22 protein-coding genes and 1 pseudogene are annotated in these 24,602 nt (G+C 53.1%); 6 read left to right on the forward strand and 17 right to left on the reverse strand.

The annotated features are described in order from the left end of the window. Positions 1-47 precede the first annotated feature (47 nt). Together ABKW30_RS05140 and ABKW30_RS05145 are read right to left on the reverse strand one after the other, a co-directional pair. Entirely contained in the window at positions 48-431 is a 384-nt protein-coding gene (locus ABKW30_RS05140) for a hypothetical protein (protein ID WP_348597124.1), read from the reverse strand. A gap of 330 nt (positions 432-761) precedes the next feature. Continuing rightward, positions 762-1,289 carry a MarR family transcriptional regulator gene (locus ABKW30_RS05145; RefSeq protein ID WP_348597126.1) on the reverse strand — a complete coding sequence of 176 codons (528 nt, stop codon included), beginning with the start codon at positions 1,287-1,289 and terminating at the stop codon, positions 762-764. Between the two features lie 77 nt (positions 1,290-1,366). On the opposite strand from ABKW30_RS05145, the gene ABKW30_RS05150 reads away from it, so the two are divergent. Both ABKW30_RS05150 and ABKW30_RS05155 read left to right on the forward strand, forming a co-directional pair. Next, positions 1,367-2,476, forward strand: coding sequence for an aromatic ring-hydroxylating dioxygenase subunit alpha (locus tag ABKW30_RS05150; RefSeq protein WP_348597128.1), 1,110 nt, complete (start codon positions 1,367-1,369; stop codon positions 2,474-2,476). A 76-nt stretch (positions 2,477-2,552) separates the two neighbouring features. After that, on the forward strand, positions 2,553-3,476 hold the full coding sequence (locus ABKW30_RS05155; protein ID WP_348597130.1) for a DMT family transporter: 924 nt from the start codon (positions 2,553-2,555) through the stop codon (positions 3,474-3,476). 54 nt (positions 3,477-3,530) lie between these two features. On the opposite strand, the gene ABKW30_RS05160 is transcribed toward ABKW30_RS05155, so the two are convergent. Beyond that, a complete protein-coding gene (locus ABKW30_RS05160) occupies positions 3,531-5,483 on the reverse strand; it encodes a MacB family efflux pump subunit (RefSeq protein ID WP_348597132.1) in 1,953 nt (650 codons plus the stop codon). Continuing rightward, positions 5,480-6,697 carry an efflux RND transporter periplasmic adaptor subunit gene (locus tag ABKW30_RS05165; protein ID WP_348597134.1) on the reverse strand — a complete coding sequence of 406 codons (1,218 nt, stop codon included), beginning with the start codon at positions 6,695-6,697 and terminating at the stop codon, positions 5,480-5,482. The genes ABKW30_RS05160 and ABKW30_RS05165 overlap by 4 nt, the downstream gene beginning before the upstream one ends. A gap of 205 nt (positions 6,698-6,902) precedes the next feature. Between ABKW30_RS05165 and ABKW30_RS05170 the strand changes: the two genes are divergently transcribed. Beyond that, positions 6,903-7,361 (forward strand): cupin domain-containing protein, encoded by a 459-nt coding sequence (locus ABKW30_RS05170; protein ID WP_348597136.1) that lies wholly within the window; start codon positions 6,903-6,905, stop codon positions 7,359-7,361. Between the two features lie 55 nt (positions 7,362-7,416). On the opposite strand, the gene ABKW30_RS05175 is transcribed toward ABKW30_RS05170, so the two are convergent. The 3 genes from ABKW30_RS05175 to ABKW30_RS05185 all read right to left on the reverse strand — a co-directional run bounded on the left by ABKW30_RS05175 (position 7,417) and on the right by ABKW30_RS05185 (position 9,106). Beyond that, positions 7,417-7,968: a hypothetical protein gene (locus ABKW30_RS05175; RefSeq protein WP_348597138.1), complete on the reverse strand. Its 552-nt coding sequence runs from the start codon at positions 7,966-7,968 to the stop codon at positions 7,417-7,419. Further along, positions 7,961-8,230, reverse strand: a complete 270-nt coding sequence (locus ABKW30_RS05180) for a hypothetical protein (protein ID WP_348597140.1) — start codon at positions 8,228-8,230, stop codon at positions 7,961-7,963. The genes ABKW30_RS05175 and ABKW30_RS05180 overlap by 8 nt, the downstream gene beginning before the upstream one ends. Positions 8,231-8,434: 204 nt before the next feature. After that, complete coding sequence (locus ABKW30_RS05185; protein WP_348597141.1) at positions 8,435-9,106, reverse strand: DUF930 domain-containing protein; 672 nt, start codon at positions 9,104-9,106, stop codon at positions 8,435-8,437. A gap of 127 nt (positions 9,107-9,233) precedes the next feature. Between ABKW30_RS05185 and ABKW30_RS05190 the strand changes: the two genes are divergently transcribed. Beyond that, positions 9,234-10,472 carry an Mrp/NBP35 family ATP-binding protein gene (locus ABKW30_RS05190; protein ID WP_348597142.1) on the forward strand — a complete coding sequence of 413 codons (1,239 nt, stop codon included), beginning with the start codon at positions 9,234-9,236 and terminating at the stop codon, positions 10,470-10,472. Between the two features lie 98 nt (positions 10,473-10,570). On the opposite strand, the gene ABKW30_RS05195 is transcribed toward ABKW30_RS05190, so the two are convergent. From ABKW30_RS05195 to ABKW30_RS05205, 3 genes are all read right to left on the reverse strand, one after another. Continuing rightward, positions 10,571-10,942 carry a hypothetical protein gene (locus ABKW30_RS05195; RefSeq protein WP_348597144.1) on the reverse strand — a complete coding sequence of 124 codons (372 nt, stop codon included), beginning with the start codon at positions 10,940-10,942 and terminating at the stop codon, positions 10,571-10,573. 11 nt (positions 10,943-10,953) lie between these two features. Further along, entirely contained in the window at positions 10,954-12,927 is a 1,974-nt protein-coding gene (locus ABKW30_RS05200) for a hypothetical protein (RefSeq protein ID WP_348597146.1), read from the reverse strand. A gap of 190 nt (positions 12,928-13,117) precedes the next feature. Further along, positions 13,118-13,615, reverse strand: coding sequence for a hypothetical protein (locus tag ABKW30_RS05205; RefSeq protein ID WP_348597148.1), 498 nt, complete (start codon positions 13,613-13,615; stop codon positions 13,118-13,120). Between the two features lie 68 nt (positions 13,616-13,683). Here ABKW30_RS05205 and ABKW30_RS05210 point away from each other — a divergent pair. Beyond that, positions 13,684-14,967: pseudogene (locus tag ABKW30_RS05210) on the forward strand (glycoside hydrolase domain-containing protein); the annotation flags it as partial. Positions 14,968-15,037: 70 nt separating this feature from the next. Here ABKW30_RS05210 and pip read toward each other — a convergent pair. The 7 genes from pip to ABKW30_RS05245 all read right to left on the reverse strand — a co-directional run bounded on the left by pip (position 15,038) and on the right by ABKW30_RS05245 (position 23,844). After that, positions 15,038-15,991 carry a prolyl aminopeptidase gene (gene pip / locus ABKW30_RS05215; RefSeq protein WP_348597149.1) on the reverse strand — a complete coding sequence of 318 codons (954 nt, stop codon included), beginning with the start codon at positions 15,989-15,991 and terminating at the stop codon, positions 15,038-15,040. 139 nt (positions 15,992-16,130) lie between these two features. Further along, positions 16,131-17,759 carry an alpha-D-glucose phosphate-specific phosphoglucomutase gene (locus ABKW30_RS05220; RefSeq protein WP_348597151.1) on the reverse strand — a complete coding sequence of 543 codons (1,629 nt, stop codon included), beginning with the start codon at positions 17,757-17,759 and terminating at the stop codon, positions 16,131-16,133. A 147-nt stretch (positions 17,760-17,906) separates the two neighbouring features. After that, on the reverse strand, positions 17,907-19,625 hold the full coding sequence (locus ABKW30_RS05225) for a hypothetical protein (RefSeq protein WP_348597153.1): 1,719 nt from the start codon (positions 19,623-19,625) through the stop codon (positions 17,907-17,909). A 2-nt stretch (positions 19,626-19,627) separates the two neighbouring features. Continuing rightward, positions 19,628-20,575, reverse strand: coding sequence for a lysylphosphatidylglycerol synthase transmembrane domain-containing protein (locus ABKW30_RS05230; RefSeq protein WP_348597155.1), 948 nt, complete (start codon positions 20,573-20,575; stop codon positions 19,628-19,630). Then, positions 20,568-22,169, reverse strand: a complete 1,602-nt coding sequence (locus ABKW30_RS05235; RefSeq protein WP_348597157.1) for a hypothetical protein — start codon at positions 22,167-22,169, stop codon at positions 20,568-20,570. Before ABKW30_RS05235 ends, ABKW30_RS05230 begins: the two co-directional genes overlap by 8 nt. Next, positions 22,159-23,124, reverse strand: a complete 966-nt coding sequence (locus tag ABKW30_RS05240; protein ID WP_348597629.1) for a glycosyltransferase family 2 protein — start codon at positions 23,122-23,124, stop codon at positions 22,159-22,161. Before ABKW30_RS05240 ends, ABKW30_RS05235 begins: the two co-directional genes overlap by 11 nt. Positions 23,125-23,226: 102 nt before the next feature. Then, entirely contained in the window at positions 23,227-23,844 is a 618-nt protein-coding gene (locus tag ABKW30_RS05245; protein WP_348597159.1) for a L,D-transpeptidase, read from the reverse strand. Positions 23,845-24,018: 174 nt separating this feature from the next. On the opposite strand from ABKW30_RS05245, the gene ABKW30_RS05250 reads away from it, so the two are divergent. Then, positions 24,019-24,513: an MmcB family DNA repair protein gene (locus ABKW30_RS05250; protein ID WP_348597160.1), complete on the forward strand. Its 495-nt coding sequence runs from the start codon at positions 24,019-24,021 to the stop codon at positions 24,511-24,513. Positions 24,514-24,602 lie beyond the last annotated feature (89 nt).

Consider the following 24,602-nt stretch of genomic DNA (forward strand, 5'->3'; position numbering starts at 1 on the left):
CCTGCACAGGCAGGGCCATACTCACGCGCCAAAGGGCGCAGTTGGTGTCAGACGAGCGGTGGAGCTTGCGGCGGGGCTGACGGCGGATAAGCATGCCGCGCGATGAGCGCTGCTTCCCGCTTAATGGCAAGTGATTGTAATGATTCTACTTTTTGACCAGCCGTCATAGGCGGTACGGGCAAAATTACCGATGATGCAAGGCGGCAAGCCTCGCAACCATTGCCATGCCAGGCGGAGCTATGATGATCCTTGGCGCCACCAGTATCAGTCAGGCAAAGCACAGGCAGAGAGCCATCAGGCAGCGTGTAAGCGGAGAGGTCTGGCTGGGCAGGGGCGGCAGAAACAGGCTGATGGGCAAAGGCGACGAATACGAGCGCCAATGCGCAAAGCATGCGCACCGCCATCCGCCAATCGTTCCAAACCTTGCGCATTATCGCCTCGTTAGATCGTCCGCCGTTTTCATAACCGGACTTTTCACGAAAAGCCATGCGGCAAAGAGGAATGCAACTGGACACAACCAAACTTCACCCTAGAATTGCGAATTTGCTGCAAAAATCGATGATTTTTCTCTGACGCTCCGCCATTTTTCTGCAAAGTAACACTGATATTGACGAATATGGTTTTATATCGCGCAAACTTTGTCTCAAGCTTCAATCGCGTTTCGCAGATTTCATTTCCTCGATGATTTTTATCGTCTCGACAAAGACCCGCGTGACCCGCATCAAAAGATCGGCAATTTTTTTCTTGGAATTGAAAATGGGTTATCTTTGGTTCCCTATTTCTATCTGGAGTACTTTCATTTCAACGGGGCAATTTAACCCACAACCAGTTTCATCGCATAGTCTGCAAAGATGGTCAGATTGATTGCGATCTAGCGTCATATTTTCTAACATTTCAGATACAAGGCGGTGCAAAACTTTTTGATCCGGCGGCGAGAGATTCTCAAGCGCGTTCTTGAGCACTACTTCTCTGGCATCAATGAGCTTGTCACGTAAGCGCTTGCCTTCGGGTGTAAGACGGGAAGTTACCTCACGTCTATCCTTTCCAGGTGTCTTGATAACAAGTCCGGCGTTAACAAGCGCTTCTACTGTTCTAACCATAACGGAATGACTCAAACCGGCGATTGTCGCAATTTCTCGAATGGTGAGATTGGGGTGGTGCCCCAAAGCAACCAGAGTTGCGCAACCAGCAGTTCCAATCCCGCTTGACGTCTGCACCGCTTGAAGTTGGGCATCAGCCAGAGCCAAGGATAAGGCCCCAAGTAAATTAATCAGTTGTGAATTCATCATTGCTCATATATGTGTGTTCTGAATACATTTAATTAAAGATATTATCATATAGCCATTTTAAGTGACAGGGGTGTCATATGAACGAAATAAATCAGACACAATATGTACCAACGCTATCAGCCAGCGATTACCACTGTAGTTCAAGGTATGCAGACGAACTGAATGCGATTTTTAATCAGCAATGGATTTATGTGCTACATGCTTCTCAGTTGCCCGACAAGGGAAGCTATGAAACGTTCAATATCGCCGACAAACCTATACTAATCTCGTGCGGTGCGGATGATGTCATACGCGCATTCTATAATGTATGTGTTCACCGGGGCCATATTCTTGTCCAAGGGAGCGGCACGGCCACACATTTCACATGCCCATACCACGCTTGGACTTATCATTTTGACGGACGACTAAGAGGTGCACCTGGCGTGCCACATGTTGCAGATTTGCCCGAGTGCAATCAGCAGCTAGTCGGCATCGAAACAAGGGTAACAAACGGATTTGTTTTTGTTCGCTTGAATCCCGGCGCAGACGATTTCGAACAATGTTACGGAAAGTTTTTCGGCGAGCTTGGGGAGCGTTTGCCTGCCTTGGATCAATTGCGTTTTGCCAAAAGATTTGTTGCGGAAGTGGATGGTAATTGGAAAATTATGGTCGAGAATTACCTTGAGTGCTACCACTGTACTCCGACCCATGAGGCTCTGTCTGATCTCATGTGCATCAAAGATTACCAGTTTCAGCAATCGGAGTACTACCTTTCCACTTGGGCACCAGCCGGACGCCCAGACAATAAAGCCTATGCCTATACGCTCAATGAGGGTTCGCAGAGGAAGTTTTCCGGCTGGTGGTTGTGGCCGAATACCACGTTCAACATTTTTCCTGGTCAGCAGAACCTTTTGGTATTCCATATGCTCCCCTTATCTTCCGAGCGGTCCATTGGTTATTGTGATTACTTTTTCATTGACGGGAAAGTCGATGAAGAAGCTGAAGCGTTGATGGACTGGGAGGGAAACGTTCTCGAAAAAGAAGATAATGATCTGATTGTTTCAGCTCATAAAGGGATGAAATCTAATGCCATTCGAAATGGAGTTTTCGTGATTGATGGCGTTAGACAGTACATCTCAGAAGGCCCACTTGCGCATTTTAATCAGCTCATCCAGCGAACTTTAGATGGCGCAGGACTCAAAAAGTAATTTCATAATCACGATGACTCTCTGCCGCCTCGGCAGTGGGGCGGCAATTTTTTCCGTAAATAATGGAACTAATAAAATGACCGCACTCGAAGTGTCTGTTCTGAAGATATCCAAGAAACCTACACGCGCGATAGCTGTACTTGCCATGGTCGGTTCGGCTGCTTGTTGGGGGATAGCGACTGTAATGAGCCGCGACGTTCTGAACCAGATATCGCCTCCCGCACTTCTGGTAATACAATTAACGGCCAGCGTAAGTTTTCTGCTTTTAATGATAATTCCAGAACGACCATCGCAATACTTTGGCAAACCGCTTTTGCGGGCATCGTTAACAGGCATTCTAGAGCCGGGTTTAGCATACACCGTTGGTCTCATTGGTTTATCTTGGACGACAGCTGGTCACTCTGCCGTCATCAGTTCGGCCGAGCCCATTTTTATTCTACTTTTGGGGTGGTTGATGTTTAAACAGCGGCCCAGCCGCCGTTTAATGGGCTGCATTGCCATGGCTTTTGTTGGCCTTTTGATTGTTTCTCAGGAGCGCATCCCGGAAGTGGCAGATAATCAGATATTAGGTGACTTTTTTATTGTCATTGCCACGATGTTTGCTGCGGGATACGTGGTGTTGTCCGCTCGTTTCAGTTCTAATTTCCCATCCGCTACGATCGCGGCGGCTCAACAAACTGTTGGTCTGATACTTGCTATTGGCGTCTACTGGATGGCTCTTTCAATAGGTCTTGTACCATCATTTTGGCACGATATTTCGGTGCCCACGGTGGTATATGCTGGATTTTCCGGCATTGTGCAGTACGCCATACCTTTTTGGTTATACCTTCTTGGCCTTCGTGTCCTAAGCGCGGGCGCGGCGGGATTGTACCTCACATTAACTCCAGTATTTGGTCTGATCGGTGCGTATTTTTGGTTAGGAGAACAACCGCATGTGATCATGTTTGCTGGCGCAGCCCTAATTCTAGGGGCAGTCGTGATAGGGCGAACGGAGACATGACGTAGCGTTCATTAACAACGATAAACGGAAGCTACGATTCATCGCTGCCGTCCTCTAATCCCGTGCCAAGGCATCAATTGGATTTAGCCTCGCGGCTTTTCGGGCAGGCAGGAATCCGAAGGTCAATCCGACAATGACAGCGGTGATGCAGGCGACCATGATGGCGTTGACCGAGATGATCATCGGGAACTGACTTCCAACCGGCGCAAAAATGGCACCCAATCCCAATGCAAGACCAACGCCGACAACTGCGCCCGTAACTGTGACAGCTGACGCCTCAATCAAAAATTGCAGCATGATATCGATCTGGCGTGCACCGACCGCCATGCGCAGGCCAATCTCCTTGGTACGCTCGGTTACTGAAACCAGCATGATGTTCATCACGCCGATACCGCCAACGACAAGTGCGATTGCGGCAATGGACGACATGAGCAGTGAAAGAATCTGCGTCGTGTTCTGGATGGTCTTGCGCATCTGGTCGCTGTTGAAGATGAAGAAATCCTTGGTGCCATGACGGCGCTCCAGAAGCGCGACGATAGCTTTCTCGGCAGCTTGGGTATCCACATTATCCGACACGCGCAGAGTGATTTCGTTGAGGCTTCCCGCCCCGCTTATCCGGGTGAAGAGGCTGGTATAGGGCACGTAGATTTGCAGCCGTTTATCCCCGCCCATGCCGCCGGTGGTTTTGGCTGCAACCCCGATAATGACGACCGGCACTTCGGCGACAACGATGACCTGCCCGATGGGGTTTGCAACATTCTTGAACAGCGCCTGTTTTGTATTGTCATCAATGACCGCCTGTTGCAGGCCCATTGCCTGACTGCGCGCATCGAAGAACCCGCCCTGCACGATCTTGCGCTGGACAACACGGAAATAGTTATCCCCCACGCCGTTGACCGTCGCGTCGACGGAAATATTGCCGAATTGGGCTTTGCCGGTCGCCGAGACGGATGGCGTTACGCTGTCTACATAGGGTTGCGATGCCAAAGCTTCCGCATCGGCAATCACAAGGCTCTTGATCTTGGCAGCATTCTCATCGCCCCAATCCTTGCCGGGAAAAATGCTGATTGTGCTGGCTCCAAGTCCGTTGATCTCTTGCAGCACCATGCGCTGCCCGCCCTCACCAAGGCCGACAACCGCAACAACGGCCGCAATGCCGACGATGATACCGAGCATGGTCAGCGCAGTACGCGTACGATGCGCAATCATGGAACGCAGCGCCATGGGCAGGGCTTCCATGAGGCGGCGCATGAAGCCGCCCAGCCATCCGACAGGTGCAGTAGATTGGGTAAGCTTCGCCGATGAAGAGAGTGGTTTATCGGGTTTGCGCTGATCGGCAACGATGGCGCCGTCCTTGATTTCGATAATCCTGTCTGCATGACCGGCGACATCCATATCGTGGGTCACTATGATGATCGTATGACCGGCAGCATGAAGCTCTTTCAGGATGTCGAGGACATTCTCGCCGCTCTTGCTGTCCAGTGCGCCGGTAGGTTCGTCAGCCAGGATGATTTCGCCGCCATTCATCAGTGCTCGCGCAATCGAAACACGCTGCTGCTGTCCGCCCGAAAGCTGGTTGGGGCGGTGGTCCATGCGATCACCAAGACCAAGGCGCTCAAGAATGGCAATAGCCCTGTCGCGGCGCTGGCCCTTTGGTGCCCCGGAATAGACCGCGGGAATTTCCACATTGGCGATGGCACCAAGATCGGGCATGAGGTGATAACGCTGGAAGATGAAGCCGAAATGCTCGCGCCGCAATTCTGCAAGTTCATCCTTCGTCAGGCCGGAGGTCTCGCGCCCGGCCATTGTGTAACTGCCCTTGGTCGGTTGATCCAGACAGCCAAGAATGTTCATGAGGGTCGATTTGCCGGAACCGCTTGCCCCGACAATCGCCACAAATTCTCCGGCTGCTATAGACACGTCAACATTGTTGAGCGCGACGACTTCCTCGCTGCCTGCTGCGAAGATACGCGATAATTGTTTGACTTCGAGGAGGGCTGGACTCATGACGCAGGTGCCCCGCTATTGGCTGCCTGCGTTGCGTCCGGAGTTGCAGCGCCGCCTTCGATGACAACCTCATCGCCGACTTTGAGACCCTCAAGAATTTCCGCCTTTATCATGTCGGTCAAGCCGACTTTGACAAACTTCTGTTCGGTTTTTCCATCGGCCAGCTTTACCGTCACCTTGTAGCGGCCATCCGGCTCTCTTGCGGAAAGGGCCGACCATGGAATGATGGGCTTATCCTTGATCGAACCGATGATGATATGCACTTGCGCCGTCATTTTCGTCCGAAGGCGTGATTCCGGATTGGGGACGGTCAGCAATCCGTCATAATAGATTGCAGCGCCCTTGCTGCTATCTGTTTCGACACTGGATTTGGCATCGGTGGTGATCGATGGCGGCGCGAAATCAATGCGCTCCAACTCGGCGTCATACTTGGTTTGCGCATCACCCATAATGGTGAACCAGACCTTTTGACCGGGCTTGGTACGCCAGACATCAGCTTCGGAAATCTTGACCTTCACGTTCATCGTATCCAGCTTGGCAACGATCACTACGGTCGGGGTTGTTTGCGACGAATTGAGTGTCTGGCCCTGTTTGGTTACGACAGCGATGACAGTGCCATCAATAGGCGAAACGATACGGGTGTAGCCAAGATTCGATGTTGCGGTTTCGACATTGACCTCAGCCTGTTCGATCTGCGCGCCAAGCGAGGCAATCTCCGCCTGTAGCGCAAAATAGTCGGATTCCGCAGTGTCGAAAGCCATTTGCGAGGCAGCTTTTTGTTCCAGCAGGGTGGTCTGGCGTTCATAGGCAGCCTGCGCCTTTTTGAGCTGGACCTGCTTGACCTTGCGTAACGCCTGACTGTTCGCCAGCTCCGCCTTTGCCACGCGCAATGCGTTTTCCTGCGGCACGGAATCTATTTCTGCAATGCGGTCGCCAGCCTTCACCGGCTGCCCGGATTCGACAAAAAGCGTTTTGACCTGACCTGAAACCTGCGCGCCGACATTGACCATCTGGACAGGCTCAAGGGTCCCTGTTGCAAGTACGGTTTCCTCAATGGAACCAAGAGCGACCGGCGCAGTAAATACGCTCTGCTCAGGTGCCTTGCCGGAGGAAAACACTTTCGCAACCAGCAGCCAGATGACAAGAATCGCAATGACGACAAAGATTGCCAATTTCAGAGCGCGGCTACGGAAGCGGGAACGGACTTGAGACATGATTCTGACCTGACAGGCTATACGGGTGCGTTCGATAGAAGGATGGGCTAGAGCGCCACATTATGGCTTTTTCACATCTGGGATGTCGCACGGAGACTGGTTTCACTCATCGCCCGGCATACATCACTCATAGACATTGCGTGTAGGTTACGAACTGTTTTTAATCCAGCTCTACTTTAGTCACAGGCGATGCGGGAGGACGTATATGCCGAAGATAGATATTGCCGCGGTGCCTGCACGTAAGGGTTCAGGCTATCCGCCACCTTTTGATGCACCATGTGCCTCGCGGACGCGGAAACGTTTGGGCGATGCGGGCGGGCTGAGTGATTACGGGGTTAATCTGATGACGCTCCCGCCCGGAGGCTGGTCCAGCCAACGCCATTGGCATAGCCACGAAGATGAGTTGGTTTATCTGCTTGAAGGCGAGCTGACGCTGATCGAAGATGACGGCGAAACAATTTTGCGGGCTGGTGATTGTGCGACCTTTCCCAAAGGAACCGGCAATGGCCATCACATGATAAATCGTTCGTCTGTTACGGCGGTCTATCTTGAGGTCGGAACGCGTAATCCGCTCGATATGACCACTTGTTCCGACATCGACATGATGAGTTCCAATGCGGATGGTAAGTTCGTACACAAGGACGGGACGCCTTATTCAAAGTGATGGGCAGCGCAGCACATTCGTTCCGTTCGACGCTGATGGATGAGCGGGGGCTTGGTTATAAAACAACCCGCTTTTCAATGCGCACAAGCTCAACGGAAAAAGGGTCAATTTCCTGAATAGTCAGCAGTGCATTGAGCTTCCTGGCAGCCTTGCCAGCCAGAAACCATTTCTTTGCAGCAAGAAAGTCAAATCGGGGTTTCCGTTTTCCATCCGCTGGTTGCGACGCCTTCATGAGAACATCCGCAACTTCGTCAATACGATACATTCCCCCTATGCTTGGTAAAGGCATCTCATCCCGCTTTTGCAGGGCCTGTCTCCGGATGTTCAGTTTTTCGGCAACATCGGCGAGACTAACAAGATCGGGACGTATCTCACGAAGCTGCGTTCCTGTGGGAAGGGATTTAATTATTGTTCGGGCTGCATTGAGAATCACACTTTCAGCATCATCGCCGTCGGCTTCCAACTCGATACCCAACAGTCGTGGATTACCAGTCCCGATGACGGCATCTTCAAAACCTGCGCCAAAAATGGCATCAGACAGCTCATATGGGTCATGTTTCCCGTTGGGAAGTTCAAAAACTAGTTCGAACTCAAATTGTTCAGTCATTTTGATCCTGCTGCTTTTCATTTTTCTTAACGCAGCCCAGTGCCTTCTGTTTCAGCTTCGCCGCGTGGTTTCCGGGATTCTGGGGCGTTGAGTTGATAGTCATCTGACAAAACTTTCCACAGCGGCAATCGTCACTATTCGCTGGACATTTTAGAAGCCCCCAAGCATGGCCGCCGCCTCGTGTTTCGACTGACCAGCCTAAAGCTTCCAACTCGCGCAGAACATTTTCGACCTCTTTTTTGGGATGCCGATCGCGTGACAAACTTAATCTCCATTAATAAAGTTGTCAACTGACAACTTTAAAGTGTGTACATGATTGAATTTTTCAGGTTCGGATTTGATTTAGACGACCGGTATCGAAATGTCTGTCGAACTATAGTGGTACAGGGCTCTCTACGTGCCGAATCGAAATTGCTCTAATGTGACGAAGTACGATGTTTTACAACCGGGGAATTGAACGTTGACTTTAGTCGGCTGGCTCGTCGCTGACTGTCAGGTTATGTTCCTCCCACTCAGCCAGCGGGATTTCGTCACCTGCAAGAAATTCAAAGGAAACAATGTCAGCGGCGTTTGCGCTCACTTCGCATTTGTACTGGATATTATACCAGCGCCTTCTGCTTCTGAATGCACCGCCTGTAACCAGCAAAGAAACGCCGGAAAATCGGGGTTCGGCCATGGCGTAGGCCACAAGGGTTTCGGGGCGCGAGGCCGGGTCTGAACGATGGACCTGTTCCATCGCTTCAATATTGCAAAGTTGAATAATGCGCTCTTCGGATACGAGATGCCGGAGACTTTCACGCGCCTTGCGGCTGCGCGGGTCTGCCAACACCTGCTGCGAGAAAAGTTTTTCGGCGTGGTGCATAGGTGCCGCCTCAGACTGGGGCAAAGAGGCTTGCGGCGCGGGTGAAACAGGTGCAACAGGTTTCGGCTCCGGCGGTGCGGACACTTCAGAAGGGGCGGCGGGACTTTGTTGCGGCGGTGCGGCGACAAGCTCGATCGGAACTGATGTTTCCGGCAGCTCCGGCAGGCGTTCGGTAGTCATGCGGGCAAAGAGCAGGCATAGCGCGACGTGCAGAAAAAATGCGGCCAGGATGCTCCACCAGAACATGCGTGAACTCTGTGGAGCCGCGTCTTCCATAGTCTAAGGTTCAACCGTTATGCTAGCGGCAATTGTTGCTGCACGGGTGGGCGCGTACAAATGTCCATTGGAGTTTCGGTCTAACTGCATTATCTGGGATGATAAGAACGACAGGGATGGAATTGCAATGGCAGACGTGACGAAGACCGAAGTCCTGGAACGGTTGAAGACAGTGACCGGTCCGGATTTCAACAGCAATATTGTCGAACTGGGCTTGGTCTCAGATATTTTCATAGCCGACAATAAGGTGTTTTTCTCGATCACTGTACCTGCCGAGCGAGCGCAAGAGCTGGAGCCGCTTCGTGCAGCCGCCGAACGCGTCGTGAAGGCCATGCCGGATGTGAAGGGTGCCGTGGTTGCACTGACAGCAGAAAAGCGTGGTGGACCGACGAGCGACGATGCGCCAAGACCGGCACCAGCACCAAGACCTGCCCCACCGGCAAGAACGGCGCAACGCCCGGCACCGGCTGGCGCTGTGCCACCGCAACGGGTGCCCGCTCAGGCCCCGACCGGCGCGGGTCATGGTCATGCAGGCCACAGCCATGCTGCTGCTCCAGTCAAATCCGGGGTGCCCGGTGTTGGTGCCATCATTGCCGTTGCATCAGGCAAGGGCGGCGTTGGCAAGTCGACGACTGCGGTCAATCTGGCTTTGGCTTTGCAGGCCAATGGACAGCGTGTCGGTATTCTGGATGCGGATATTTACGGGCCTTCCATGCCGCGTCTGCTGCACATCTCCGGCAAGCCGGAAGTCGTTTCAGGCCGTGTTTTGAAACCCATGGAAGGTTACGGGCTGAAAGTGATGTCGATTGGCTTTCTCGTGGACGAGGAAACCCCGATGATCTGGCGCGGCCCAATGGTCATGTCGGCGCTGACGCAGATGCTGCGTGAGGTGCAGTGGGGCGATCTCGATGTGCTGGTCGTCGATATGCCACCCGGCACCGGCGATGCGCAGTTGACCATGGCGCAGCAGGTGCCGCTTGCCGGTGCGGTGATTGTTTCGACGCCTCAGGATCTGGCGTTGATCGATGCGCGCAAGGGGCTCAACATGTTCAAGAAGGTGGATGTGCCGCTGCTCGGCATTGTCGAAAACATGAGTTACTTCATCGCGCCTGACACGGGTGCGCGTTACGACATTTTCGGGCATGGCGGTGCTCGCAAAGAGGCGGAGCGCCTTGGCGTGCCCTTCCTTGGCGAAGTGCCGCTGGTCATGGAAATTCGTGAGATGTCGGATGCCGGAACGCCGGTGGTCATCAGCAATCCGGACGGCCCGCAGACCAAGGTTTACCGCGAGATCGCAGCCAAGGTCTGGGATCAGTTAAAAGCCCCAAAGGGTGGCCGTACTGCCCCGGCTATCGTGTTTGACTGACGATTTGCAAGCGGGATTTAAGCAAATATCCCCCCGTCCAGAATATGAGCGGGAGGATATGAAACGGCATACTGCCTCCTGTGTGGTAAGACCCGAATTTACTGCACGATTTGCAGTTTTGCCCTTTGCCTTACTGCGGTAATCGGTGAGCGGGCATCGAGAAAGTCTTGGACTTCGGCAAATGACACATGCCCATCACGGTCCTGATCAATCTCTCCAAAATGGTCGGCGATAAACCCCCAATCGGCGTCGATAGCCTGTTTGGCAGTAAGCTGGTTTACACCACCGCTGGCAGCATCGAACGTCGCCCGCAATTCCGCATCGACTGTCTTTTGCACTGTGGCGGTGGTCTCTTGCACGGGCTTTTCGCCCGGAGCGCGTTTACGTATATCCATGCGATCACCTGCAAGTCCTGTTCCGGTCATCGCGGCAAGGATAAGTAGCAGCGCGGGGATTTTTATGTGTTTCATGACGGTACCTTTCAGCGAGTGGCTGCAATTGGAAGGGCACGGCTTGCCAATGTCGAGGACATCGGAGCGGTAATGGAAGCGGGTGTTCCATAGGGTGGTGCATCATAAAACTGATCAAGTGTCTGTTTCAGCGGCACGCGGGCTTCCTCAGAATAGTAGATCATATGTCCACCGGCGAAGTTTTTGACCGGAACGCGATCAAGGAGGGTTTTATTGGTTCCCTTATCGAAAACAACCCCCTTAAGCTGCCGTTCCGACTGGTAGAATGTCGTGACGGCATCATAATAGCCATGAACAGTTATAAGCTTGAGGGACGGATCATAACCCAATGCGGCAACAATATCTGGAAGGCCATTTTTCTCTTCGCTTGTCTTCCAAAGCTCGAATGCCAGTTTAGGTCCACGATCGACACCGGGATCAGTGGTTTGCCAGGACGCATTAAGATAACTTGATTTCGGTTTGTAATTCGCCTCATCCGGAAGATAGGTCGTAATTACATTGTGCAGGGCGTCTTCTTCGAAGAAGTCGAAATCATAGCTCATGTCCGTTGGCTTGCCATTTTTGTCCAAAGGCTTCTTCACGTGCATTCTGGCATCATAAGCATTGAACGCATAACCCGGCTTCAGGATGTCTGTCAGTGCAGGGAGGTACCAATTTACGGATGGATAATCATCGACGGAAGCACCCGTATAAGCAGAGATGTCTGATGTTGGTGGTTCCCACCAGTTTGGCGATAATGATGGGACATACGTGTTGGCGGTGAAGTCCCGCAGCAGTTCTGCAAACTCATCAAGCGATTTTCCGCCGCGTACTGTGGTCTTCTTTAGATGATCGGCCACCATTGCAAAGGTTGGGAGATAATCGGCTGATGCGTCATCATCGTAATTGAACGCTGGCGAATGGAAAACAACGCCCGTTAGTACAACCGGTTTGTTGTTTGAAGAGGTTTTCTCAAAGCCACTTGTCCCGGCTTTGACCATGGCATGGGCGAGTTTTGGCACACGTATGCCTCCGCCGTAGGATTCGCCGTAAAGATATTTAGGTGAGGTCTGGCGATTGTTCACATTGACATAACGGGTGATGAAATCGCGGGATATCTTGATGTCTTCAGACACACCCCAAAAAGACTTGTTGGTATTTGGTGCAATTGCCTGTGAAAAACCTGTGCCAGGAATTGGATCGACAAAAACCAGATCGGATTTATCAATCAGTGATTCCTTATCTTCGATTACCGGAAAACTCTGTGGCCTGCCATTTGCCCATTCTGCGGGTACGTTGGGGCCGTCGGTAAAAACCCTTTTTGGGGCAAAGGATGCCAGGTGAAGATAGATTGAGGAAGCGCCGGGGCCACCATTGAAAAAGAAGGTAACAGGCCGGTTTTCTTTCGGCAGATCATCACGTGTATAGGATGTATAGAAGACGGAGACTTCAGGGCCCTCTTTCTCAGGGTTCTTGTCAAAGGCAGTGAGATGGCCCGAAGATGCCGTGTACCAGAGTTTTTTACCATTGAGCGTCATGGAATGGCGCTTGACGGAAGGTCTCTCATCTACCGCCACCGGTAGAGACGCATCTGGCAGGCCATCATAGGTCGTCGTATCATTCAGAACGTAGTCATCAGGCGCGAAGAGTATGTAGGCTTCTTCCAGAAGGTTGGCATCAGCGAACAGGCGTTCTGTTTGCCGCAATTCTGTATCTTTCTCTCCCGATTTGACCAGGCCAGCAGCCTTTAGATCGCCTATTGCTTTTTCGCGATTGCCCGCGCGCACCAAGGCGGCAGCTTCAAGCACCAGATCTTTCTTTTGCGCATCAGTTAATTGGTCGATTTTGTTGGGTTGTAAGGGTGGAGATACTTTGGGTGGGGTTTGCGTCTCCACGACACTTGGAAAGCTGCTTGTCGAATTCTCATTCAATGACACGGATGAATCAGAACCGTCACACGCAGCAATAGCCAGTGCGGCGAAAAGTAATAAATAACGATAATTCATGGATGAAATTCCTGGTTGGAAACGCATCCATCTGAGCAGAAAGCCAACTCTTGACAATTCGCCTAAAGTTTAATCGGCCAATAAATATGCATATTTTTTGGCTTCAACTATCAAAATATCCGGCCATTATTGCCGCCGCCATGCAGCAATGGCTTGGCCTGCGCAGGAGCAGCGCCGCGTTTCCTGACGGTCAGGCCGAAGCGGCGAGTTGGATATCGTCCAGCGTAATATTCGAAGCTTCGAATGCATGACTGTTTTCATCAAGCCAATCCATGAGAGTTGATGGCTTGCGCCGCACGATATTTTCAAAGACATGGTTGGGTTCACGCGCCTCGGAAGGCGGGTTTTTGTCCCATTCAATGACATACTCAATGACATCGCTTCGCATGCCGAGCCGTTGCATCATCTCGCGCGTATGCTGCTCGCCGACTTCCAGATAGCGGATATTCCTGCCCAGAACGCGGTTCAGTTTTCGCAGCTTCTGACGGGCTGTCAGCGCCTCCGGTCCAGACAAACGACATACCTCTTCACGATGCCCGCCATGCATGAGAATTTGCGCCGCGGCTGATGCAACATCACTTTCGTGGATCATGGTTTTCGCCATATCGCCGGAGGGGCCGCGTACGACATTTTCCGTCTTGATGGAGTGAGCCCAGCCAAACATGTTCGACATCAGCTCGACCGGCATGAGAATGGTCCACTCAAGGCCGCTTCTGCGGACAGCTTTTTCAATGGAACCCTCGCGCCCGTTCGCTCAACTACACGAACTTGTTCGACCCAGTTGGGAGTGGTGCGTGGGCCGGAGGCTGGTTCCGCGGGAAAAATAAAGACGGAGCATGGGATAACGGCTCAACCAGTGCTCAGCCACACAATTGGGGATATGGCTACGAAGAGGGCAATGCCTGGTCGTACGCATTCCTTGCGCCGCAAGACGGGCAGGGCTTGGCCAATCTCTATGGCGGTCGCGACAAGCTGAAAGCCAAACTTGACGCGTTTTTCACTACGCAACCTCGTCTCGAGAGAGGGGATTATTGGGAGGTAATTCACGAAATCAAAGAGGCATATGAAGTGAACAGGCTCGCCGGTGTTGGTGAGTATCAGCATTCGAACCAGACTGTGCATCACTCCATCTATATGTATAATTATGCAGGCTCGCCTGCGACCGGACAGAAATACCTTCGTGACGTCATGGACAAGCTGTACTTCACCGGGTTTGACGCTAATGGCGTCTCAGATGGCACTGGCTATATCGGCGATGAAGACAATGGCGAAATGTCTTCATGGTATATCTTGAGCGCGATGGGCGTTTATCCTGTGAGTATGGGACGACCGGAATATGCAATCGGCGCGCCCAACTTCCCCCGAATGACAGTTCGTTTGAAGACGATAAAGAACGGCGAGAAAACACTGACTATTCGTGCACCCGGCGTTAGTTCCGCCAATCGTTACGTGCAAAGTGTCAAATTGAACGGAACGCCGGTGCTTCGCAACTACATCCTTCATTCGGAAATCGCCGAGGGTGGCACCCTTGATTTCGTCATGGGCCCCAATCCATCGCAATGGGGGAGTGGCGTAGATGACGTTCCGACATCAATTACCAAGGGTGATGCAAAGCCAAAGCCATTGGTCTCCTTGGTTCATACAAACAATTATGATGGTGCTTTCAGCAATACTGCTCAGTTTGGTGTTCTCTTCGATAGGCATTCCGGTACGGGTGTCTGGAACAGTGGCTCAGCCAACGGCTGGATTGATCTATGGGTGTTGGATACCAAGCCTGTCAGCTTGGCCAAAATGTACACTCTGACCTCTGGCGCTACGAATCTGAACAGCCCGAAAAGCTGGACGGTCAAGGCATCCAATGATGATGGTACAACGTGGGAAGTGCTCGACCAGCGCAAGGATGAGACTTTCCTCTGGGGCCAGCAAACACGTCCCTTCGCGCTCAACACGACAAAAGCATACAAGCGATACCGGCTTGAATTTGATGGAGCGACACCTGTTAATCTGGCTGAGTTCGAGTTGCTGGGTGAAACTCCGTAATATTCCATAGGCAGCAAATGATAAGAAAACCCGGCCAAATCGCCGGGTTTTCTACTTCTGGTTTAGGCCACTAAAGCCCGGCAAATTGGTCCGTTGCGCGGATCAGCCGATCAAGAATACCCGGCTCCAGATAGGCATGGCCGGCTCCTTCGATCAGATGGAACTCCGCATCGGGCCAAGCCTTGTGGAGTGCATAGGCATATTTGACAGGGCAAGGCATATCATAGCGACCTTGGACGATCACACCCGGAATGCCATGAAGCTTGTTGGCGTTCCGTAAAAGCTGCCCTTCTTCCAGCCATGACCCATTCATAAAGTAATGGTTTTCCAATCGGGCAAAGGCCAGCGCGTAATGGCCATCGCGGAAGTGGGCTGAGTAGTCAGGATTGGGAAGAAGCGTAATCGTTTCGCCTTCCCATATCGTCCAAGCCTTCGCCGCTTCAAGTTGAGCGACAGGATCATCACCAGTCAATCGCTTGTGATAGGCCGCAACCATATCACCGCGCTCTTCCTCCGGAATTGGTTTCTGAAACAGTTCCCATTTGTCCGGAAACATCTCGGAAACTCCGAATTGATAGTACCAGTTTATCTCTGCTTTGGTGACTGTATAGATGCCGCGCAAGATCAGTTCACTGACACGTTCCGGATGCTTTTCCGCATAAGCGAGGCTAAGTGTCGAACCCCACGAACCTCCGAACACCATCCATTTCTCTGCCCCGGCAAGCTTTCGCAAGCGCTCGATATCTTCGACAAGATGCCATGTCGTATTCGCGTTGAGATCAGCGTGCGGGACCGACCGACCGCAGCCGCGCTGATCGAACAGCGTAACGTCATAAACATCCGGATTGAAAAGGCGGCGGTGATCGGGGGATACGCCACTTCCGGGTCCGCCATGCAGAAACACCGCAGGTTTGCCACCCTTTTTGCCAGAGCGTTCGTAATAGATGGAATGTCCGTCACCCACATCGAGCATACCGGTTTCGTAGGGTTCTATAGGCGGATAAAGCGTGCGCAGTTGTGTCATCAATGCCTCTTGATGCTTTGAATATAATGGCCGGGAAAGCTTGTTTCGATGATCAGAAACATCCTGCGATACGTGATTGCGCAGCAGGATGTTCACTGTCGGGAGGAGGGTAGACTTGCTACCGGCTTGCAAGCTGGAGTTACGTAATGACGCTTGGTTCCTTGCGTCCTGTCTGTGTCTTGATGCCGGAAAGCTCTTCGGCAGCAATGATCAGATCGGCAAGCGCTGCCTGCGTTTCCAGATCATGCCGTGATGGATCAGGCTCATAGCGTTCAATGTAAACGCGGATCGTGGCACCTGATGTCCCGGTTCCGGACAGGCGGAAGACAACGCGGGAACCACCTTCGAAAAGGACGCGGATGCCCTGATGCTCGCTGACGGATTTATCGACAGGATCGTGATAGGCAAAATCATCGGCAGCGGAGATTTTCAAACCCTGAACGGAAGTGCCGGGGAGGCTGGAAAGCTTGGCCCTTAAAGCATCGATTACCTTGTTTGCGCTGTCCGTATCGACACCTTCATAGTCATGGCGTGAATAATAATTGCGGCCATAAGCCGCCCAATGTTCGGAAGCAATTTCCTGTACGCTGATGCGGCGCGCGGCAAGAATATTGAGCCAGAGCAGAACAGCCCAAAGCCCGTCCTTCTCGCGTACATGGTTTGAGCCCGTGCCAGAGCTTTCCTCACCGCAGATCGTCGCCATATCTGCATCAAGCAGATTGCCGAAGAATTTCCAGCCGGTCGGCGTCTCATACATGCCGATTTTAAGCTTTTCCGCCACGCGATCAGCGGCTCCGCTGGTCGGCATGGAGCGCGCGATGCCTTTAAGGCCAGCCTTGTAGCCCGGTGCAAGGTGAGCATTGGCAGCAAGCATGGCAAGCGAGTCGGATGGGGTGATGAAAATACCCTTTCCGATGATCAGATTGCGGTCACCATCACCATCGGATGCAGCACCGAAATCCGGTCCGTCCGCCGACATGAGGAGATCATAGAGTTCTTTGGCATAAACGAGATTGGGATCGGGATGATGTCCGCCAAAGTCCGTCAACGGCACGAAATTGAGGCAGGTGCCTTCCGGCGCGCCGAGGCGCTTTTCGAGAATTTCCTTGCCGTAAGGCCCCGTCACGGCATGCATGGAATCAAAGCGCAGCGTGAAACCCGACTTGATCAAAGCGCGGATAGCGTCGAAGTCGAACAATGTTTCCATCAGGGCCGCGTAATCAGCAACGGAATCAACGATTTCGACGTCCATGTCGCCGAGCTTTTGCGTGCCTATCGCGTCGATATCGATATCAGCGCTTTCTGCGATCTTGTATTCCGTGATCGTCCTGGAAATTGCGAAAATGGCTTCGGTGATCTTCTCGGGCGCTGGGCCGCCATTGCCGATGTTGTATTTGATACCGAAATCTTCGTTGGGGCCGCCGGGATTATGACTGGCCGAGAGAATGAGGCCGCCGAAGGCTTTGTTCCTGCGAATGAGATGCGAGGCTGCCGGGGTGGAAAGGATACCGCCCTGACCGACAAGAACGCGGCCGAAGCCATTGGCAGCGGCCATCTTCAATGCAATCTGGATAACTTCCCGATTGTAGTAACGGCCGTCGCCGCCGATCACCAGTGTCTTGCCCTCATATCCTTCAAGGGAATCAAAAACGGACTGGATGAAGTTCTCCGCATAGTTCGGCTGCTGGAACACTGGGACCTTCTTGCGAAGCCCTGATGTGCCGGGCTTCTGATCATCGAATGGTGTGGTGGCAACGGTTTTGAACATATTCACTTTCCAGTTTCAGCCTGTATCCGGTGTCGTCCAAGATCGACTTACGCAATCTATGAGGCGTCAGACGATCAGGTCAACACGACAAAAGTCAGGCAGCGGAAATAAAGCTTCATCATGCATAACGATGAATGCGTGAAACGATCAGTTTGGTGTGATCTGGCGGAGAATACATGCGGTATCGAGCATGTGGACAGGCCCGTACGTGCCGCTGGTACAACGTGGTGCCAGTTGCGTTACGAGCGATGGGCCTGACGCTTTCGCAGATGCTTCAATGGTGGTGAGATCGGCGCTGAAGAAACCGCGAAAGGATGCAGGAACCCGCTGATTGGCAAGGGTATCCTCCTCGATAATGAGGTGGTCGAGTTTCAAGGTCCTTATGCGATCGCTCAACAGTTTTGGATCGTTCGTCAAAACAATATCGCGAACAGCCTGCATGCGCTCAAGAGTGGGCATGAAGTACCCGCGTTGATAGGCAATGGTGAGTTCACGGCTGAACAATGTCGAACGATTGGTGAGAACCGGAGAAAAGTCGAGGTCCCTGACGAAACCACCGACCACCGCTTTTTCCGGCAGGGCGGAAATAGCGGCAATAAGAGAGGGGTTTGCCGGGTAGCGAATCTGGAGCTTCACATCGGCAGCCAGACCTATGGCTCCGGCAAGCAGACCGAAAAAACTAACGGTCATGGCCCCCCGCCAGCGTGGCCAATTACGCATGACGATAGGTAAGGTGACGTTGCGTATCCATGCAAGTAAAAGCGGCAAAGTCCCAAAATACGGCAAGATCAGAAAGAACGAGGTGTAACGGCTCGGAATGTGCAGCTTGAACATCATCACAGTAGCAACAGTAGCGAGGCCAAGAGAAACTATGACAAGATAGGCAGGCAAGGCTGAACGCGGCATGTCCGGGCGGCTGGTTTTGAACAATCCCAAAAAGAGTAAAAGTGGACCGGAGAAATACCAGAATATCAGCCAGATTATCTTGGGATCGCTTATACCATCGCACCGATCGGAGAAAATTCCGGTTCTTTGCGAGCAGAAATACTCAATCGAGCCGTCAGGGGAAAAAACCGCCCCGCGCCCCGTCGCCCGAAATGTCGGAATATCGCGAGCCTCCGCGAGGTTCATGATAGGGGCAAACTCATTAGTCCCAAGAGTGAATGGCAAAATGCCGGCAATCGTTGCGGCGGCCGCCACGAGAATGATTGCAATACGCCGCTTGCTCAGATCCATCCATGGATTTTGCCATGGCGTGATTGCCGAGAGGCCAATGATGCCGGATGTGACAAGCGCCATCTGGGGATAGGAGCCCGTCAGCAACAGCTGCCCGATGGCGGTTTGCCAGATCATTCGGCGCGACAGGCCATCAAGCACCATCAACGTCAGAAGTGGCCAAAGCGCGCGCGGTGTTCCACTGGGAACCAGATCGCCCCGCGCGAGAAGGTGCACCAGGACTGCGACAACGACGAAGGTGATAATTGGTTCGACACCGAAAGAACGCAGCAGGCGATAGGCAAAGAATGCCATTGGAGGGTACAGGAAAGGCGGAAAAAACAGCACAAAAGTCAGCGGCTTGATACCTGCCGTCCAGCCAAGCCGGTAAAGTGCATCATAAAGCCAGGGGCTGACCGATGACCAGTAATCGGCGATAAGGTCACCTTTGAGGATATCGGGATTTTCAATGCGACCCATCCAGGACAGGAACATCCGTGCATCATCCGGAATACCGTGAGGATTCTGGGTTGCCTTGATAAGCAGCGCGATGCCGGCAATAACACCGAGCAAGACCGTGACCGGCATCCAGAAGCTGTCTTCGTCGCGCCGCTCAAGCTTGGCTTTTACAAAATCCATAATGCTCAACATGGTTATATCGTCGTCTTCTTGCCGCCGCGCACGAGCCCGATGAAATCGCCGACAAAAGGCGCGCCGGCAATAGCGGGAATCACGTAACGCAATGTGGCGAGGATACCGAGAAGCGCTGCCGATTCCGGGGAGAGATAGGGTGCGTAGAAAAAGATGATCGCAGCATCGCGCGTGCCGACACCGGCGAAGGTGAAGGGCAGAAGGCCGACGAGAATTGCAAGGGTGGCGAAGGCAGCATTTTCAAGAATGGGGACATTTCCATGCAAGGCCTGTGAAAACAGCCAGAACTGTAACAGATGCGCACCCCAGATGATCACCGAAAGTACAATGACACCGATGGCATGAGCGGGACGTTGCCAGAAAGTTTCGGAAACCAGCTGCCAGCTCGTAGCAGTCTTTTCAATGAGCCTGCGCACTTTTCCCGGCATGACCTTGCCGAAGATTTCAAGAATGAAAGGCAAAATGCGCAAGGGAAGGATGACAAGCAGCAGCACTGTGCAAAGTCCCGCAACAGGCAGCAGAAACCAGAGCATCGCTGGGCGGTCAAGCCCGACCACGATCAGCCCGAATACGCCCCATACCAGCAGGGACATCATATCGAGGGCTTTTTCCAGAACAACGGTGGCATAGGACAGTCCGGTATCCATCCCGTGACGTCTGGACATGACATGGCCCTTGGCAAGATCGCCAAGCTTGGAAGGCAGGAAAAGGTTCAGCGTGCTTGCGGCGAGTATGAGCCGGTTCGACTCAAGAAATGAGATACGATTATCGACAAGAGCGGAAAACCGCCATGCGGTGAGCAACGTCAACGGAATGACAAACAGAAGTCCTGCAATAAGCCAGTTGGTATCGGCAGCGCGAATGGCCCGGGCCAGCCCGTCCGCATCCAGCGAAGCATAGAGAAGGCCGAGGATGATCGCGCTTACGCCAAGACCGATCAGCTTACGCATGAACGCTCTCCAGCTTGCGTTCGAAACTTGCGTTCTGCCCGTCGCCGGGTATGGCGATTTCTATAAAGGCTGCTTGCTGGCTCTGCTGATAAACCCGTGCCATGACCGTGGTAGTCGACGTCTGGTGACTGGAAATGCCGACCAGCACCACATCCTTCCAGTCCTTGTCAGCCGTGATCTGGTCGTGGACCACCCAGCCCCCGGCGGTCTTTACAAACTGCCGTCTATAATTGTAGGGCGCGGGTGATTTGCCGGTCACCAGTATTTTCTGCAAGAGACGGCGGACCAAATCCGGGAAGAACCTGCCCAGACTGATCATCAGGCAGCGCAGGATGACATTCTTGACCGGCGTAAGGCGTGTACTCTTCGCCCAGCCCATTTGTCCTGAAATGGTGATTTCATCGCCAGAGCGCTCGACGGATGAACCGCCCAGATGGGTCACGGCTACACGCCCGCTTTGCGTGCGCAGCGTTACACCGGTGTCACTGGCAACAAGCTTGTCACCTGAGAAGAACTTGTAGACACCGCCCTTGAGAAGCGAGGCAACCAGCACATCTCCCCGCTGCCGCTCGACCAAGAGGCCGCAGCCGGGAAACGATACACTTTCTGGAAGGGTCAAGGGGCTGGATGGCCGCTTTTCCTGAAACTCACGCAGGGTAAAGAGCCAACCCCAAAGATGATGCGCAAGAATGCGATCATCCGAATAGCATGGAGTTTTGGCTTCGATGATAGGCTTGAGCGCAAGGTTGTTGATGCGCAGGGCATCCTTATGCCACGCGCCGGCGATCTCAAAGCCGAAGGGGAAGAAATTCAGTGTTCCCCGATTGGCATATTCGCCGCCGACAGTGCCATCCGGATGAACGAAATTGGCAAAGAAACCGATTGCCGCCGTCAGGGGCTTTCGCAATTGCAGGTCTGGTCTCCGCCGGTCGAGATCAGACAGGAGCCCGATAGTCAGCGACAAATAGCCGAGGTCAGCTCCACCATACTCATCGAACCAGCCTTCGCTGCTCTGCCATGACAGAAGCCTTTTCAGGCGCATGTCGATCTGTGCATCGAATTTCTGATCGGGATAGCGGACCCGTGCACGCTCAAGGCAGGAAATGATGAGTGCCTCATGATTTGACAGGCGGCCACTTTCCGTATGCGTAGCCAGCCAGTTTGCGCGCTTCTGCACGAAGGTATCAATTTCCGCATCGCCGGACAGGTCCAGAATATTCAAGGATTCAAGAATGGCGAAAAGCGAAAAGGCTGCTGCTCCGGCAGCGCGCTCGAAAGGATAGTAATCGTCGCAGGACCCATCGGGATGGGCCGAGCGTGCCGCATAGCGGATACCCGCAATGACAAACTCGCGGATCAGCGGGTCCTGATAATAAACATTTCCCGGAAGGTCCGGTGTTGACCAGACAAGCGCCAGCGGTAGGACGAATTCCTGGCTCATGCCGCAGGGAAAATCGATCATGCGATAGTGCCAGTAGGCGCGATCGAAACAGCCATAAGTGGGGCTGACCGGCGTGCGGTCAAGTAAGGTCAGCAGCTTCGGAATGTCGGTGAGGACAAGCCGCGAAATGGCCGAGCGCAATTCAGCCTGCATAGGTTTCCGCCTGTTCATCACTGCCATCACCCAGACGCTCCCGGCGCATCTGGTACTGGATATCTTCAAGCAGTTTACGATTTATGCCGTTGATCTCGCCGAGCAGCGCACAGAGCCAGCAGAGAAGAGCGGCAATGAGCATGACGGCTGCAAAAATCAGGCTCGGCACATGAGTGCGGGTAGAATCCTGGAAAAAGAACACCAACCAGCGGGCACTGAAGAAAAGGCCAATGGCCAAGGGGACAAGGCCAAGCATCAGGAATGTCTGGCCCGGACGGTAGACAAACATCGACCGGATAATCGAAAGGCTGGAGCGCATCACATAGCGCGGTATGCTGCGAACAAGGCGGGAAGGACGCGTTTCGCCATTCACGCGGATGGGTACGGATACGACCCTGACGCCTGATCGTCCCGCCTGGATGATTGATTCAAGGGTATAGGTATAGCTGTCGAAAATGTTCAACCGCATTGAGGCTTCGCGGGAGATGGCGCGAAAACCACTGGGCGCATCGACGACACTGGCGCCGGAGGTAAAACGCACAACCCAACTGCCAAGGCGCTGGAGAAGCTTCTTGATCGGCGAGAAATGTTCGATGCTGCGGATGGGCCGACTGCCAACCACAAGCTGGGCACGCCGTTCAAGGATCGGTGCAACGAGAAGGGGAATATCGTCAGCATTATACTGGTTATCGGCATCCGTGTTGACGATAACATCCGCGCCTTCTTCAAGTGCACGGTTTATCCCTGCCACGAATGCTTTTGCGAGGCCGCGATTGACCGGAAAGTCGACGATGTGATCGACACCGCATTCCTTGGCGACTTCCACGGTCCTGTCCTTGCTGCCATCATTGATAACGAGCCATTCCACGGTGTCGAAGCCTTCAACCTTGCGCGGGAGACAGGCAAGGGTTTCAGCGAGGGTTCCCTCCTCGTTGAAACACGGAATTTGAATCATAAGCTTCAAGACAGAAAGTCTCCACATCCAACATGAAAAAGGCCACTCGTGAGTAGCCTTTTTCCATCGTCGGTTGCAAGTCCCGCTTTGTGTCGGATTGTACTATCGAACAACGACCTTGGCACCAACCTCGGCGCGATTGTAGAGATCAATGATGTCCTGGTTCATCAGGCGGATGCAGCCGGAAGACATGGCTTTGCCGATTGACCACCATTCAGGAGTACCATGCAGGCGGTAGCCTGTATCGCCCCCCTTGTTGAAGAGGTAGAGCGCGCGGGCACCCAGCGGATTGGTCAGGCCGGGGTTCATGCCGTCGCGGAATTCAGCGAGTTCTGGCCGGCGCTTGATCATCTCTCTTGGCGGTGTCCAGCGTGGCCATTCGCGTTTCAGCGCTATGCGTGCCGCACCATTCCATTCGAAGCCTTCCTTGCCGACGCCGATCCCATAACGCATTGCTTTACCGCCGCCGAGGACGAAGTACAGGAACTTTGCCTGTGTATCCACGATGATTGTGCCGGGAACTTCGCCGCCGTCATAACGGACTTCCTGACGGAGAAATTGTGGAGGGATTTTTGCGCGGGGAATGGCGGGAAGAACGTAGCCTGCATCCGTAACCGAGCTGTAAGAGGCTGTTGAGTAATTAAACCCAATCGTGGAACAGCCAGCCAGAGCAGTTGCGCCGATAAGGCCAACCGCCAGAACGATAGTTTTAAATCGCATGATCACCCCGATAGTTGTACGAATCTGTGTGGTACTTATTATTGCCTCTTTAGTATCATTATTGTTAAAGCTTCATTAACCGTAAAGCTTAGTTTTCCATTAACCATGGTTTTCACCTACCTAGAGGTGTATTTTCCAACACATGGTTGCAAAATTGCCGATAGAATCACCATCATGCCCATAGTCAGTCTTGGCCAGACCAGCCCACTCATCGATGGACGGCAATCGGAGAACGCCATGCTGGTGCGCCGCGGCGTGCAGCGGCTTTTTCTGGAAATGGGACTGGCAGTGATGCCGGAACTATCGCTTGCTTCTGGCAGGCGCGCTGATCTTGTGGCTCTGTCCCGCAGCGGGGAAATCTGGATCGTCGAGATAAAGTCATCCATCGAAGACTGGAGGGTCGATCGGAAGTGGCCGACCTATCGCGATTATTGCGACCGGCTGTACTTTGCCACCCATCCAGGCGTTCCGGCCGATATTTTTCCCGAGGATTGCGGTTTTATTCTTTCGGACGGGTATGGCGCTGAAATTATCCGCGATGCACCGGAGCACAAGCTTGCACCGGCAACGCGCAAGGCGATGACATTGCGTTTCGCGCGTGTGAGCGCCGCGCGTATGACTCTTGCCGAACTCTCTGGTATCGATCTGCCCGAAACGGACATGGAATAGGCATCAAGCCCGCAGTTTGGTGATTTTCGCTGCGTCTAAAGGCGAATTGACGGCACCAGAGCACAACCTATGGTTATGAATAGCTAATA

The sequence above is a fragment of the Phyllobacterium sp. SB3 genome (assembly GCF_040009165.1).
Classification (GTDB): domain Bacteria; phylum Pseudomonadota; class Alphaproteobacteria; order Rhizobiales; family Rhizobiaceae; genus Phyllobacterium.